Here is a 14028-nt window from a genome sequence, read left to right as displayed (position 1 = left end):
CACAAAACCGCCCCCCCCCCGCGCCCCCCCCGCCGCGGCCCCCCCCCGCCGGGGGGACGCCCCCCGCGGGCAAGCGCATGGGCCATGCTGGCGCAATCATCTCTGGCGGCAAAGGCACTGCAGACGAGAAGTTTGCTGCCCTGGAAGACGCAGGCGTTAAAACCGTGCGTTCGCTGGCAGACATCGGCAAGGCTTTGTCCGAGCTGACCGGTTGGGCGATCAAGTAAGCCTCGCGCTTATCTGACGCTTCACCAGACAAAGGCCACCTTCGGGTGGCCTTTGTCATTTGCGAAGATCAAAAGATCGCAGCCTCGTTGCACTCGACAGCTCCTACAAGGTTTCGTATCCCCTGTAGGAGCTGTCGAGTGCAACGAGGCTGCGATCTTTTGACCTTTATATATGTAAACGCGACACGGTAATGTCGTGTATCGGATACTTCGCACCCTAACAGTGCGTTTGTCGGGCAAATTCGTTAGGCTAGCAGCCATTTTTGCGTCCGCGACCCACAAGGTTGCTACGCGCTAAACGGGTCAGTCCTATACGGACCGACAGCATTTCCCTCACCCCTCAGGGAAATCCCTCTCTAAATTCCGATTCAGTAGTGTGGTATTTCCTTAATGAAAGTGTTGAAAGGCCAGGACATCCTGGCACTTGGTTTTATGACGTTTGCCCTGTTTGTCGGGGCTGGCAACATCATCTTCCCGCCTATCGTCGGTTTGCAGTCCGGTCCAAATGTCTGGATGGCGGCGCTGGGTTTTCTGATCACTGCGGTCGGTCTGCCGGTGATCACCGTCGTCGCCTTGGCCAAGGTCGGTGGCGCCATGGATGCCTTGAGCAGCCCGATAGGGAAAGTCGCCGGTGGCCTGCTGGCTGCTGCGTGCTACCTCGCTGTCGGCCCGCTGTTCGCGACACCGCGCACTGCCAGCGTGTCATTCGAAGTCGGCTTGGCGCCGCTGACCGGCGAGAGCCCGCTGGCGCTGTTCCTCTACAGCTCGGTGTACTTCCTGCTGGTGTTCTTCATCTCGCTCTATCCGGGTCGGCTGCTGGATACCGTAGGACGTTTCCTCGCGCCGCTGAAGATCATCGCGCTGGCCGCGCTCGGCATCGCCGCGTTTGCATTGCCGGCCGGTGATGTCGGCGTGGCCACCCCGGAATACGTGGCGGCACCGTTCTCCCAAGGCTTCATCAATGGTTACCTGACCATGGATACTTTGGGCGCGCTGGTGTTCGGTATTGTCATCGTCAACGCAATCCGCTCCCGTGGCGTCGAGTCGCCAGTGTTGATTACCCGTTACGCGATCATCGCCGGGCTGATTGCCGGCGTGGGTCTGGCGCTGGTTTACGTCAGCCTGTTCCGTCTCGGTTCGGGCAGCCATGAAGTGGCCGCGGGTGCCACCAACGGCGCGGCGGTGTTGCACGCTTACGTGCAACACACCTTCGGCTCTCTGGGCAGCGGTTTTCTGGCGGTGCTGATCTCCCTTGCCTGCCTGGTGACGGCGGTGGGTCTGACATGTGCCTGCGCCGAATACTTCAGCCGTGTGCTGCCGCTGTCCTACAAGACATTGGTCATCATCCTGGCCGCGTTCTCCCTGCTGGTGTCCAACCTGGGCCTCACCAAGCTGATTGCGTTCTCGATCCCGGTGCTGACCGCGATCTACCCGCCGTGCATTGCCCTGGTCGCCCTGAGCTTCTGCAAGGACTTCTGGCATGAGCAGGGCCGCATCGTCGGTCCGGTGATGCTGGTGTCGTTCATCTTCGGTTTGATCGACGCCCTCAAGGGCGCGGGTCTGGCGGACTGGATGCCGACTCAGTTGTCCCACCTGCCGCTGAGCGAGCAAGGCCTGGCCTGGCTGGTGCCGTCGGTCATGACCCTGGTTGTCGCGGTGGTTTGCGATCGTATGCTGGGCAAGCGCGAAGAAGCACTGGCTTAAGCCGCTTCATGGCCCGCCACAAGCGGGCATCGAGCACACATGGAAATGCCCCGTATCAATCGATACGGGGCATTTTTTTTGGAGGTGGTGCAGTGTCTTTTTCCTTGAGCTAACGTCGAAGCACTACTTGCTTTTACCAAACACATCACAAGGACCTGCATGTCGTTCATCCACGCCAACATGATCCACATCCTCGCAGCGCTCTGGTTCGCCATCTGCTGGGGCGGCTACACCCGTTATGCGACGTGGAAAGGCCGCGACACCGCGTGCCTGGCCAGCGTGCTGCACCTTTATCGCGAAGACTGGATGCGTCGCATGCTGTTGCGCGACAACCGCATCGCTGACGCCAGCGTGATCGGTAACCTGGAGCGCAACGCCTCGTTCTTCGCCTCCAGCACACTGATTATCCTGGCCGGCATTCTCACGGTGCTCGGAGCCTCCGAACGGGCAGTGTCGTTGTTGGCGGATATCCCGATGGTGCAACAGGCGTCCCAGGGAATGTCGGAGATCAAGTTGCTGTGCCTGGCGCTGGTGTTTGTCTATGCGTTCTTTACGTTCAGCTGGTGCATGCGCCAGTACAACTTTGCGGCCATTCTGGTGGGCTCGGCGCCTATGGTCGGTGAGCGTCACGTTTCCGAACAAGAGCGCAAAGCCTTTGCTGCCCGGGCGGCCCGCGTCATTTCCATGGCCGCCAACCAGTTCAACTTCGGACTGCGCTCTTACTACTTCGGCATGACCATGCTGGCCTGGTTCGTCAGCCCGTGGTTGTTCATGTTGATGAGTGCCGGCGTGGTGCTGGTGTTGTACCGCCGGGAGTTTCATTCCGACGTTCTCGACGTGATGGTCTATACACCTACAGAGGCGCCATTGCCCGAGGCGATTAAAGAGGCTGTTTGATGAGTATTCCGTTCTGGTGTGTGTTTATCAGTGCCTTGCTGATTTTTGTGGCAAAAATTCCCGTGGCCAAGGCGATGAATGACCAGGGTGGTTACGACAACCACTTGCCACGTCAGCAACAGGCGCAACTGACAGGCTTTGGTGCTCGTGCGTTGGCGGCTCATCAAAACTGTTTTGAGGCGTTCATTCTGTTCGCGGTGGGGGTGTTGATGGCTCACACCACGCAGACAGCGGGGTGGCTGATCGACTTGCTGGCAATCATCTTCGTGATTACGCGAGTCATTTATTTGCTGTGCTATTGGGTTGATCTGGCGTGGCAGCGGAGCCTGGTATGGTTCGTCGGACTAGTGTGTTCGTTGCTGCTGATGATTAGTCCGACTTTTAAAACTATTTTGCTGTAACGCCTGCTTTGCAAACAAAAAAATCAGGCAAAAGAAAACCCGCACTTGGCGGGTTTTCTTTATCACGCTAAAAACCGTTTTAGTTTTTAGGTGCTTCTTTTGCTGCCGCTGCATCCGATTCAGCCTGAGCTTTGGCGGCTTCGGCGTTTTCTTTCGCAGCGTCGTTCACTTTATCCTGAGCTTTGCTCATGTCTTGCTGAGCTTGCTCAGCATGTTTGGCAGCATCTTGAGCTTTGTCCTCGGATTTTTTATCGCAGGCTGCGAGACCGAGGGAAGCGGTCAACATCAAGGCAACAGCTAAAGTCTTACGCATGGGGTGTTTCTCCTTATGGAAAATATCTACTGACCTTAAGAGCACAGCCCATAGCGTTAAGTTCCTCAAATCATACAGATATATAAGTTTATTCCGACGGGAACTTTTACTGAAACGCCTAGTGCGTTACCTGAACACTAAGAAGAGTTTTATCAAAATGGCCGAAAACCCCGTTTTTGAGCGCGCTACACGATTTCTATCGGCGCTGCGACATTGTCAGGTACTTGGGCTGCGGGTTCACAGCGCCAGTAGCGAAGGCCTGACGGTCATCTTGCCGTACAGTCCTAAAATTGTTGGCAACCCGCAAACCGGCGTGATTCATGGCGGGGCGCTGACCTCGCTGATGGACACTGCGTGCGGCATGTCCACCCTCTGCGTGCTGCCCGAGTTCGAGGTTTGTCCGACCCTCGACCTGCGCATCGACTACATGCACGCCGCCGAGCCGCATAAAGATGTCTACGGTTTTGCCCAGTGCTACCGGGTGACCACGGATGTGATCTTTGCTCGCGGTTTCGCCTATCAGGACGATCCTGAGCAGCCCATCGCCCATGTAGTGGGCACCTTCATGCGTATGGGCAAAGCGATCAAAGGCACCAAAGGCTTTGGCGGCGTCATCGCAGGAGGTGCGAAATGACCGATTCCTTCAAGGAACAACTTCAGCAGGCACATGAGCAGGGCGACTACGCTTCGCTGCTGCACCTGATTCCCTACGCCAAATTGATCGGCATCGAATGTTCGCGGGTGGGGGATGATCTGCTGTTTCGATTGCCGGCCAACAAGGACAACATTGGTAACCCTTTATTGCCGGCGATTCATGGTGGCGTGATCGCCGGGTTCATGGAGTTGTCCGCAGCGCTGCACCTGCTGATTTTCACCGGTTCGCCTGGTGTGCCGAAGATCATCGATTTCTCCCTCGACTATCTGCGCGCCGGGCAGTTTCGCGACACCTGGGCCAGATGCCAGGTTTGCCGGCAGGGTCGCCGGGTCGCCAACGTCGCGATTACGGCCTGGCAAAGCACTGAAGCCGAACCGATTGCCACAGCCCGCGCCCATTTCAAAATTGAAGAGCCCTTGAAATCCTGAACTCAGCCCCCAACTTTGATGACAACCCGCCGCCGACCCTTCAGGTCGCGGCCACTGCCATCTGATTGGAGTTTGATGACCATGAGTGTGGAAACTCAAAAGGAAACCCTGGGCTTCCAGACCGAGGTGAAGCAGCTGCTGCACCTCATGATCCATTCGCTGTATTCCAACAAGGAAATTTTCCTTCGCGAATTGATCTCGAACGCCTCTGACGCTGTCGACAAATTACGTTTCGAAGCCCTGTCCAAGCCTGAGTTGCTGGAAGGTGGCGCCGAACTGAAAATCCGTGTGAGCTTCGACAAGGACGCTAAAACCGTCACCCTCGAAGACAACGGCATCGGCATGAGCCGTGAAGATGCGATCACCCACCTGGGTACCATCGCCAAATCCGGCACTGCCGATTTCATGAAACACCTGTCTGGCGATCAGAAAAAAGACTCGCACCTGATCGGTCAATTCGGTGTGGGTTTCTACTCTGCATTCATCGTCGCCGATAAAGTCGACGTGTTTAGCCGTCGTGCCGGTGCTGCTGCCAGCGAAGGCGTGCACTGGTCGTCCAAGGGTGAAGGCGATTTTGAAGTTGCCACCGTTGATAAAGCCGAGCGCGGCACCCGTATCGTCCTGCACCTGAAATCCGGTGAAGACGAATTCGCCGATGGCTGGCGTCTGCGCAACGTCATCAAGAAGTACTCCGACCACATCGCTCTGCCGATCGAGTTGCCGAAAGAAGTGGCAGCCGTTGAAGGCGAAGAGCAACCGGCCGTTGAATGGGAAACCGTCAACCGCGCCAGCGCCCTGTGGACCCGTCCGCGTACCGAGATCAAGGACGAGGAATACCAGGAGTTCTACAAACACGTCGCTCATGACTTCGAAAACCCGCTGAGCTGGAGCCACAACAAGGTCGAAGGCAAGCTCGAATACAGCTCGCTGCTCTACGTGCCGGCCCGTGCTCCATTCGATCTGTACCAGCGTGAAGCGCCAAAAGGCCTGAAGCTGTACGTGCAGCGCGTGTTCGTGATGGATCAGGCAGAGTCGTTCCTGCCGCTGTACCTGCGCTTCATCAAAGGCGTGGTCGATTCCAACGACTTGTCGCTGAACGTGTCGCGGGAAATCCTGCAGAAAGATCCGATCATCGATTCCATGAAGTCGGCGCTGACCAAGCGCGTTCTCGACATGCTGGAAAAGCTGGCGAAGAACGAGCCTGAGCAATACAAGAGCTTCTGGAAAAACTTTGGCCAGGTCATGAAAGAAGGCCCGGCAGAAGACTTCGCCAACAAAGAGAAAATCGCTGGCCTGCTGCGTTTCGCATCAACCAGCGGTGATGAAGGCGAGCAAGTGGTGGGTCTGGCCGAATACCTGGCTCGCGCCAAGGAAGGTCAGGACAAGATCTACTACCTGACCGGCGAAACCTACGCGCAAGTCAAGAACAGCCCGCACCTGGAAGTCTTCCGCAAGAAAGGCATCGAAGTGCTGCTGTTGACCGACCGCATCGACGAGTGGCTGATGAGCTACCTCAGCGACTTCGACGGCAAGAGCTTTGTCGACGTGGCGCGGGGTGACCTGGACCTGGGCAACCTGGATTCGGAAGAAGACAAGAAAGCTGCGGAAGAAGTCGCCAAGTCCAAAGAAGGTCTGGTTGAGCGACTGAAAACTGCACTGGGCGACTCCGTTGCTGAAGTGCGGGTTTCCCATCGTCTGACCGATTCCCCGGCGATTCTGGCCATCGGCGAGCAGGACCTGGGCATGCAGATGCGTCAGATCCTGGAAGCCAGCGGTCAGAAGGTTCCTGAATCGAAGCCGATCTTCGAATTCAACCCGGCTCACCCGCTGATCGAGAAGCTCGACAACGAGCAGAGCGACGAACGCTTCGGCGACCTGTCGCACATTCTCTTCGATCAGGCGGCCCTGGCCGCCGGCGACAGCTTGAAAGACCCGGCCGCCTACGTGCGCCGTCTCAACAAGCTGCTGGTTGAACTGTCGGTTTAACTGCGTTGTACAAAAACCCGCTTCGGCGGGTTTTTTTATTCTGACGTCTTTTATTTGGTGCTGATCGCGGACCTCTACGGTCAGTCGGTCCGTCCGCAGAACGGCGACGAGGCGGGTGCAGCCATGACGCCGCTCAAGCATGACCGGCCGTTGTTGCGCAAACGCATGCAAGCAGCGTTCGATCAGCTGCAAATCCAGAACGAAGCGGCGGTCGATAGCTCGAAACTGGCGACCTTTGGTTTCTGCTTCGGTGGTTGCTGCGCGCTGGATCTGGCGCGCACCGGAGCGCCGGTGAAAGCGGCGGTGTCGTTCCACGGAACGCTGGATTCGCCGAATCCGGCTGATGCCAGGAATATCAAGGGTTCGGTGTTGGTGCTGCACGGTGCATCCGACCCATTGGTGCCGAAAGAGCAACTGCCGGCGTTTGAAGATGAGATGAACGCGGCAGGCGTGGATTGGCAACGGCTGAGCTACGGCGGCGCGGTGCATTCCTTCACCGATCCGCACGCCAAAGTGCCGGGCATGATGATGTATGACGCGAAGACGGCAAGTCGTGCGTTTACGTCGATGCACAACTTGCTGGATGAAGTGTTTAAAGGCTGATTGCCTCAAGATCAAAAGATCGCAGGCTGCGCCAGCTCCTACAGGGGAATGCATTTACATGTAGGAGCTGCCGAAGGCTGCGATCTTTTGATTTTTGCCCTAAGGCAATTCGATCCGCTCTCTTTCCCCTGGCACCGTCGGCCAATCCCCGGCCGCCCAGCGTCGCCGCGCCTCATCGATCAACGCCGGATCGCTCGCCACGAAGTTCCAGTTGATCCGCCGCGGCCCATCCAGCGGCGCTCCGCCAAACAGCACGGCATGACAATCGCTCTCAGCGAACAGCGTCATCTCTTCCCCGGCCGGCAACACCACCAGCGAATGCGGATCTATCAGCTCGCCATCCAGTTGCACCTCGCCGTCCAGCACATACAACGCCCGCTCTTCATGCTCGGTTGGAATCAGCAATGTGGTCGCCGTTTGCAGGTTCAATTCGGCATACAAGGTAGGAGAAAGCACCGGGACCGGTGACTCCAGGCAAAAGCCTGACCCGGCAATCATCCGGATCTTCACCCCCAGGTTATCGCTGACCGGCAGCGTGGCCGCCGGATGGTGACTGTAGTGTCCGGGACCGTGCTCTTGCTCTTTCGGTGAGGCCAGCCAAATCTGCAAACCGTGCAGGGTGAAACCGCTGTCCTTCAAGGCGTCAGGCGTGCGTTCGACGTGGGCAATCGCGCTGCCCGCCGTCATCCAGCTGACATCACCGGCCTCCACCACCTGATCGGAGCCGAGGCTGTCCTTGTGCTGGATTTTTCCTTCGAACAAGTACGTGAGAGTCGACAGACCAATGTGCGGATGCTGACGGATGTTCATGCCTTTTCCCGCCTCATAACGGGTTTCGAGCATGTGGTCGAAAAACACGAAAGGCCCGACGCTGCGGCATTTGGCTGACGGCAGCGGGCGAAGAATTGGCTGGCCTTCGACATCTTCGGCGCGGGGACGAATCACGAGCGGAGTGTTCATGCTGCATTCCAGGCTGAGCGGGTAATGCGTGGAGCATAACCCGCTTGCGCAGCCCTTGCCGCTATTGGCTGAAGGCACCTTCAGACAGGTGTGTTTCGATGCTGACGTCGGTGGTGGTCATCAACTTGTGGACCGGGCAACGGTCGGCCACGCGGTGCAGCTCATCGCGCTGAGCGTCGGTGAGCACACCCTTGAGGGTCAATTTGACGTGCAGGGCATATTTACCTTTCTGCTCTTCGCTGTTGTCACGTTTGACTTCGACAGTGACACCGGTCAGCGGGATGTCTTTCTTCTTCGCGTACATCTTCAGGGTCAGGGCCTTGCAGGCACCCAGGGCCGCGTCGAAGTAATCGTGCGGCTCGGGCGCCGAGCCTTCGCCGCCGGCGAGTGTCGGTACGTCGGCAAAGAGTTCGTGATCATCGATCTGTACGCTGTGACGAAAACCTTCGGCGGAAACGGTATTGACGGTGACAGTCATGGGAAACCTCGCAGGCAACAGGAAAAAGTCATTCGGTCAAAAAAGACCTTGAAGGTATAGAGCATTCCTCCCATGACGCGTTCCACTTTCTCACTCGCCCATTGCCGTGCGCTGAATCGTTACCGCCCGACGATCGAAGTAGCAAGGCGTTTTGATATCACTTTTTCGTCTTACGCAAAATCTCTCAGGGCCGATACCTTCTAAGGCAACCCGCTGCAGGATTGAGGCGGCACTTTTGGAAGGAACCAGATTAATGAGTATCAGAAGTCTCAATATTGCGCCGCGCGCGGGCCTGGGTTTTGGCCTGCTGGCGTTGATGGTGTTTGGATTGGGGGCGTTCGCCCTGCTGCAAATGTCGAACATGCGCGCGCAGTCCGATCAGGTCGATGACAACTGGTTGCCCAGCGTGATGGCGGTCGGGGAGATGAATCAGGACATGCTGCGGCTGCGGGCATTGACCATGCGCCTGCTGATCAATCGGGACCCGCAGGCGCTGGCGCAAAACGTCAGCAAACTCAACGAGCTCAAAGGCATCCTGGGTGAGCCTCAGCAGCGTTATGACGCGCTGATCGTGTTGCCCGAAGAGCGTGTGCTGTTCGACCGCTTCAAAGCCTCGGAGCAACACTACCTGCAGTTCCAGACTCAGGTGATGACGCTGTCTGCTCAGGGACGGGTGGAAGAGGCGTCCGCCATCCTCAATGGCGAGATGAGTCCGTTGGCCGATGAAATCGCCGTCACCCTCAAGTCATTGCTCGAACTGAACAAGCACAACGTTAACCTGGCGACGGAGGCGGGGCGCCAAGTGTTCAACCATTCGCGGGTCGGGGTCGGGGTGATGATCGGCCTGACGGCGCTGATGACCATCGGCCTGGCGCTGCTGCTGACCCGCAGCATCGTCGTGCCGCTTTCCCAATCGTTGAAGGTGGCTGAAGGGGTGGCTGGCGGCGATCTCACCGGTGATATCAGCATCAGCGGCAAGGACGAGCCGGCGCGGCTGTTGCACGCACTCAAGAGCATGCAGGGGAGTTTGCGCGAAACCCTGCGGCGTATTTCCGACTCGTCCAGCCAATTGGCCTCGGCCTCGGAAGAGCTCAGTTGTGTGACCGAAGAGGCCACCCGGGGCCTGCATCAGCAGAGCCTGGAAATCGACCAGGCCGCCACGGCGGTGAATCAGATGACCGCGGCGGTCGAGGAGGTTGCGAGCAATGCGGTGGCCACGTCCGAAGCGTCTCGGGAGTCCGACCGGATAGCCCAGCACGGTCGCGAGCAGGTGCATCAGACCGTGTTGTCCATCGAATCCCTGGCCGACGATGTCACGGCCAATGCGACCCAGGTCGAGGACCTGGCGCAGAAGGTTTATGGCATCAGCAAAGTCCTGGATGTGATTCGCTCGATTGCCGAGCAGACGAACTTGCTGGCCCTGAACGCGGCCATCGAAGCGGCGCGGGCCGGGAGTGCCGGGCGCGGCTTTGCGGTGGTGGCCGATGAAGTGCGGGCGCTGGCGCACCGGACTCAGCAATCGACCCAGGAAATCGAGCAGATGATTACTGGCATCCAGCAAGGCACCGATGCTGCGGTCAGTTCGATGCAGCAGAGCAACACGCGGGCGCGTTCGACCCTGGAAGTGGCGAAAGCGGCGGGCACGGCGCTGGAAGAAATCGCCACGGCGTTTACCCTGATCAATGAGCGCAACCTGGTGATCGCCAGCGCCTCAGAGGAACAAGCGGCTGTCGCGCGCGAGGTGGATCGCAACCTGATGAATATTCGCGATCTTGCGTTGCAGACGTCGGCCGGGGCGAATCAAACCAGTGCGGCGAGTCAGGAGCTGTCTCGGTTGGCGGTCGATCTGAATACGATGGTGGCGCGGTTTTCGGTCTGAACGCCGAGCGGATTTGTCGCCCCCGTGACACTACCGGCTGGCTGTGCAAGGTTGCGGGTGGCGCCATCCCGGCCTATGGTCCAAGCGATACTTTGCCGTGACTGGCGCGCGATGACTCGCCGTCGGTTGCTGTCCATCCAGTGCTGATTTGCGTAGCGAGGTGACGACATGCCCACCGACTCCCGACCCGCCGTGCTCGAACTGATCGGCAATACGCCGCTGGTGCGCGTCAGCCGTTTCGATACCGGCCCGTGCACGCTGTTCCTCAAGCTCGAGTCGCAGAACCCCGGCGGTTCGATCAAGGATCGCATCGGCCTGGCGATGATCGACGCCGCCGAGCGCGATGGCAGCCTGCGACCCGGCGGCACCATCGTCGAGGCCACCGCCGGCAACACCGGTCTTGGTCTGGCCCTGGTCGGCCGTGCCAAGGGCTACCGAGTGGTGTTGGTGGTACCGGACAAGATGTCCACCGAGAAGGTTTTGCACCTCAAGGCGATGGGGGCCGAGGTGCACATCACCCGCTCCGACGTCGGCAAGGGCCACCCCGATTACTACCAGGACGTTGCGGCGCGGCTGGCGCAGGAAATTCCCGACGCCTTCTTCGCCGATCAATTCAACAACCCGGCCAACCCGCTGGCCCACGAATGCAGCACCGCGCCGGAGATCTGGGCGCAGACTCAGCATGATCTGGACGCGATCGTCGTCGGCGTCGGCTCGGCCGGCACGCTGACAGGGCTTACCCGCTTCTTTCGCCGCGTGCAACCGGACCTGGTCATGGTGCTGGCCGATCCGGTAGGCTCGGTGATGGCCGAATACAGCCGCAGCGGCACCATGAGCACGCCCGGCTCCTGGGCGGTGGAGGGCATCGGCGAGGACTTCATTCCGTCGATTGCCGACCTGTCCAGCGTGCGCCACGCCTACTCGATCAGCGACGAGGAAAGCTTCGATCATGCCCGCCAACTGCTGCGCGCCGAAGGCATACTCGGCGGCTCTTCGACCGGCACTTTGTTTGCGGCAGCATTGCGCTACTGCCGCGAGCAGACCGAGCCGAAGCGGGTCGTCAGCTTCGTCTGCGACACCGGCACGCGCTATCTGTCAAAGGTCTACAACGACCAGTGGATGAACGATCAGGGCCTGCTGCAGTACAAACATTACGGCGATCTGCGCGACCTGATCTCACGGCGCTTCGAGGATGGCCGGGTGATCAGCGTGGGCCCGGACGATACGCTGCTCACCGCGTTCCAGCGCATGCGCCTGGCTGATGTGTCGCAACTGCCGGTGCTGGAGGGCGGGCAGCGGCTGGTCGGCGTGATCGACGAGTCCGACATTCTGCTTGGCATGCAAGAAGATGCTTCGCACTTTCGCGCGAGCGTGGCCAGCGCGATGACCGATAAGCTGCAAACCCTGCCTCCAAGCGCCAGTCTGGCTGAACTACGCGCGGAGCTCGACCGTGGGCTGGTGGCGATCATCGCCGACGCTTCGGGCTTCTACGGCTTGATTACTCGAGTCGACATGCTCATTCACCTACGGAGATCCCTTACATGAGTCAACACGATGAAAACGCTGTGCCACGTGCCTTCGCCACCCGTGTGATCCATGCCGGGCAAACGCCCGACCCTTCCACCGGGGCGCTGATGCCGCCGATTTACGCCAACTCCACCTATTTGCAGCAGAGCCCCGGTGTGCACAAGGGCTTCGACTACGGGCGCTCGCACAACCCGACGCGCTTTGCGCTGGAGCGTTGCGTTGCAGACCTCGAAGGCGGCACCCAGGCCTTCGCGTTCGCGTCCGGGCTGGCGACGATTTCCACCGTGCTCGAATTGCTCGATGCTGATTCGCACATCGTCTCCGGCAACGACCTGTACGGCGGTACTTTCCGCCTGTTCGACAAGGTGCGCCGACGCAGCGCCGGGCATCGCTTCAGCTTCGTCGACCTGACTGATGTGTCGGCATTCGAAGCAGCGCTGCAGGACGACACGCGGATGGTCATGGTCGAGACGCCGAGCAATCCTTTGCTGCGCCTTACCGACCTCGTTGCCATCGCGCGCATCTGTCGCCAGCGAGGCATCATCTGTGTCGCCGACAACACCTTTGCCAGCCCCTGGATACAGCGCCCGCTGGAGCTGGGCTTCGACATCGTGCTGCACTCGACTACCAAGTACCTGAACGGCCACTCCGACGTGATCGGCGGCATCGCGGTGGTCGGACAAAACGCAGACCTGGCGGAGCGTCTGGGTTTTCTGCAGAACGCGGTGGGCGCGATCGCCGGGCCGTTCGACGCTTTCCTCACCCTGCGTGGCGTGAAGACCCTGGCGCTGCGCATGGAACGCCACTGCAACAACGCGCTGGACCTGGCGCAATGGCTGGAGCGTCAACCGCAGGTGGCGCGTGTCTATTATCCGGGCCTGCCGTCGCACCCGCAGCACGAACTGGCGCAGCGGCAGATGCGCGGTTTCGGCGGGATGATATCCCTCGACTTGAACAGCGACCTGGCCGGTGCCACGCGCTTCCTCGAGAGTGTGCGGATCTTTGCCTTGGCCGAGAGCCTGGGCGGGGTGGAAAGCCTGATCGAGCACCCGGCGATCATGACCCACGCCAGCATCCCCGCGGATACTCGTGCGCAACTCGGCATCGGCGATGCGTTGGTGCGGTTGTCCGTGGGGGTCGAGGATGTCGAAGACCTGCGCGCTGACCTGGCACAGGCGCTGGCGCGGATCTGAATTTCAGCAGGCAAAAAAAATCCGGAACCCTTATCGGATTCCGGATTTTTGTGTCGAGCCGGATCAGCTGCCTTTGACTGCCTTGCCGTTGACCGTACCGTCGAGGAGCATGATGTTGTACTCCTTGCCGTCGGTTTCAACCTGTTGCAGACGAACCAGCAGGTAATCCCAGTCCTTGGCGAACCACAGGACGGTGATGCGCTTGCTTTGTGTCGGGTCGCGCACGCGCTCGACCTTGATTGCTTCGATCTGGCCAGCTTTGGTGTCGACCTTTTCCGAACCCAGCACGCGGAAATCATAGGTATCGACTTCACCATCGTCGACGACTTGATAGCTCATGCTTTTCTTGCCTGCGGCCACGTCGTGCTGCAGGGCCAGCTGATAAGTGGATTTGTCGACCATGCCGCGGTTGAGCGGGATCTTGACCGGGTCACCGCGATCGGTGCCGGTGACCATTTTGTTGGTCCAGTCGAAATCCAGGTCAGCCTTCTTGGCTTTACCCAGGCCGCCACGTTCGAAGTGGTAGGACTGCGGCAGCAGCGTGTCCTTGTCCAGGGTCAGGGTGCTTTCTTCGGTCAGGCTGGCGATCATCATCGAGGCCTTGAAGCTGAGCTTCCAGGCGCCGTTGGCTTGCTTGGTCAGGCTGCGTTCAGCGGTGCCGCTCATGGGCAACTGCTTCCAGTCAGCGGTGTAGCTGGCGGAGAAAGGTTGAAGTTCTGCAGCCTGCGCAAATGGCAGTGCGAGCAGAGCGCAAGCGAAGAGCAGGGCGCGACGCAT

At 59.3% G+C, this 14028-nt stretch carries 13 protein-coding genes and 2 pseudogenes; 11 read left to right on the top strand and 4 right to left on the bottom strand.

Annotated elements, in window-relative coordinates:
• The 4 genes and pseudogenes from ACIQU2_RS26085 to ACIQU2_RS26070 all read left to right on the top strand — a co-directional run.
• A pseudogene (locus ACIQU2_RS26085) lies at positions 1 to 227 on the top strand (hypothetical protein); the annotation flags it as partial.
• Between the two features lie 390 nt (positions 228 to 617).
• On the top strand, positions 618 to 1931 hold the full coding sequence (brnQ, locus tag ACIQU2_RS26080; RefSeq protein ID WP_347802797.1) for a branched-chain amino acid transport system II carrier protein: 1314 nt from the start codon (positions 618 to 620) through the stop codon (positions 1929 to 1931).
• A gap of 159 nt (positions 1932 to 2090) precedes the next feature.
• Positions 2091 to 2828 (top strand): DUF599 domain-containing protein, encoded by a 738-nt coding sequence (locus ACIQU2_RS26075; RefSeq protein ID WP_008148609.1) that lies wholly within the window; start codon positions 2091 to 2093, stop codon positions 2826 to 2828.
• Positions 2828 to 3229, top strand: coding sequence for an MAPEG family protein (locus ACIQU2_RS26070; protein ID WP_403145018.1), 402 nt, complete (start codon positions 2828 to 2830; stop codon positions 3227 to 3229). The genes ACIQU2_RS26075 and ACIQU2_RS26070 overlap by 1 nt, the downstream gene beginning before the upstream one ends.
• 79 nt (positions 3230 to 3308) lie before the next feature.
• On the opposite strand, the gene ACIQU2_RS26065 is transcribed toward ACIQU2_RS26070, so the two are convergent.
• Positions 3309 to 3542 (bottom strand): hypothetical protein, encoded by a 234-nt coding sequence (locus ACIQU2_RS26065; RefSeq protein ID WP_283183615.1) that lies wholly within the window; start codon positions 3540 to 3542, stop codon positions 3309 to 3311.
• A gap of 157 nt (positions 3543 to 3699) precedes the next feature.
• Here ACIQU2_RS26065 and ACIQU2_RS26060 point away from each other — a divergent pair, with 157 nt between their 5' ends.
• The 4 genes and pseudogenes from ACIQU2_RS26060 to ACIQU2_RS26045 form a co-directional block, all read left to right on the top strand.
• Entirely contained in the window at positions 3700 to 4176 is a 477-nt protein-coding gene (locus ACIQU2_RS26060) for a PaaI family thioesterase (RefSeq protein WP_347802796.1), read from the top strand.
• Positions 4173 to 4625: a PaaI family thioesterase gene (locus ACIQU2_RS26055; protein WP_033055881.1), complete on the top strand. Its 453-nt coding sequence runs from the start codon at positions 4173 to 4175 to the stop codon at positions 4623 to 4625. Before ACIQU2_RS26060 ends, ACIQU2_RS26055 begins: the two co-directional genes overlap by 4 nt.
• Positions 4626 to 4706: 81 nt before the next feature.
• On the top strand, positions 4707 to 6611 hold the full coding sequence (gene htpG, locus ACIQU2_RS26050; protein WP_347802795.1) for a molecular chaperone HtpG: 1905 nt from the start codon (positions 4707 to 4709) through the stop codon (positions 6609 to 6611).
• Between the two features lie 51 nt (positions 6612 to 6662).
• Positions 6663 to 7214 (top strand): annotated as a pseudogene (locus ACIQU2_RS26045) (dienelactone hydrolase family protein); the annotation flags it as partial.
• Positions 7215 to 7313: 99 nt separating this feature from the next.
• Here ACIQU2_RS26045 and ACIQU2_RS26040 read toward each other — a convergent pair.
• Positions 7314 to 8174 carry a pirin family protein gene (locus ACIQU2_RS26040; protein WP_347802794.1) on the bottom strand — a complete coding sequence of 287 codons (861 nt, stop codon included), beginning with the start codon at positions 8172 to 8174 and terminating at the stop codon, positions 7314 to 7316.
• A gap of 61 nt (positions 8175 to 8235) precedes the next feature.
• Positions 8236 to 8652 (bottom strand): OsmC family protein, encoded by a 417-nt coding sequence (locus tag ACIQU2_RS26035; protein ID WP_129442309.1) that lies wholly within the window; start codon positions 8650 to 8652, stop codon positions 8236 to 8238.
• Positions 8653 to 8905: 253 nt separating this feature from the next.
• Here ACIQU2_RS26035 and ACIQU2_RS26030 point away from each other — a divergent pair, with 253 nt between their 5' ends.
• The 3 genes from ACIQU2_RS26030 to ACIQU2_RS26020 all read left to right on the top strand — a co-directional run bounded on the left by ACIQU2_RS26030 (position 8906) and on the right by ACIQU2_RS26020 (position 13251).
• Entirely contained in the window at positions 8906 to 10531 is a 1626-nt protein-coding gene (locus ACIQU2_RS26030) for a methyl-accepting chemotaxis protein (RefSeq protein WP_347802792.1), read from the top strand.
• 168 nt (positions 10532 to 10699) lie between these two features.
• The gene (locus tag ACIQU2_RS26025; RefSeq protein ID WP_403145011.1) at positions 10700 to 12076 is read left to right on the top strand and encodes a pyridoxal-phosphate dependent enzyme; all 1377 of its coding nucleotides are present in this window, start codon (positions 10700 to 10702) and stop codon (positions 12074 to 12076) included.
• Positions 12073 to 13251 carry a trans-sulfuration enzyme family protein gene (locus ACIQU2_RS26020; RefSeq protein ID WP_403145009.1) on the top strand — a complete coding sequence of 393 codons (1179 nt, stop codon included), beginning with the start codon at positions 12073 to 12075 and terminating at the stop codon, positions 13249 to 13251. The genes ACIQU2_RS26025 and ACIQU2_RS26020 overlap by 4 nt, the downstream gene beginning before the upstream one ends.
• A 63-nt stretch (positions 13252 to 13314) precedes the next feature.
• Here ACIQU2_RS26020 and ACIQU2_RS26015 read toward each other — a convergent pair whose 3' ends face one another.
• Complete coding sequence (locus tag ACIQU2_RS26015) at positions 13315 to 14028, bottom strand: DUF3108 domain-containing protein (RefSeq protein WP_102614662.1); 714 nt, start codon at positions 14026 to 14028, stop codon at positions 13315 to 13317.

The organism is Pseudomonas sp. NPDC098740, from assembly GCF_044760065.1.
In the GTDB taxonomy this organism is placed as follows: Bacteria; Pseudomonadota; Gammaproteobacteria; order Pseudomonadales; family Pseudomonadaceae; genus Aquipseudomonas; species Aquipseudomonas rossensis.
This window is presented reverse-complemented; position numbering and strand designations above follow the sequence as displayed.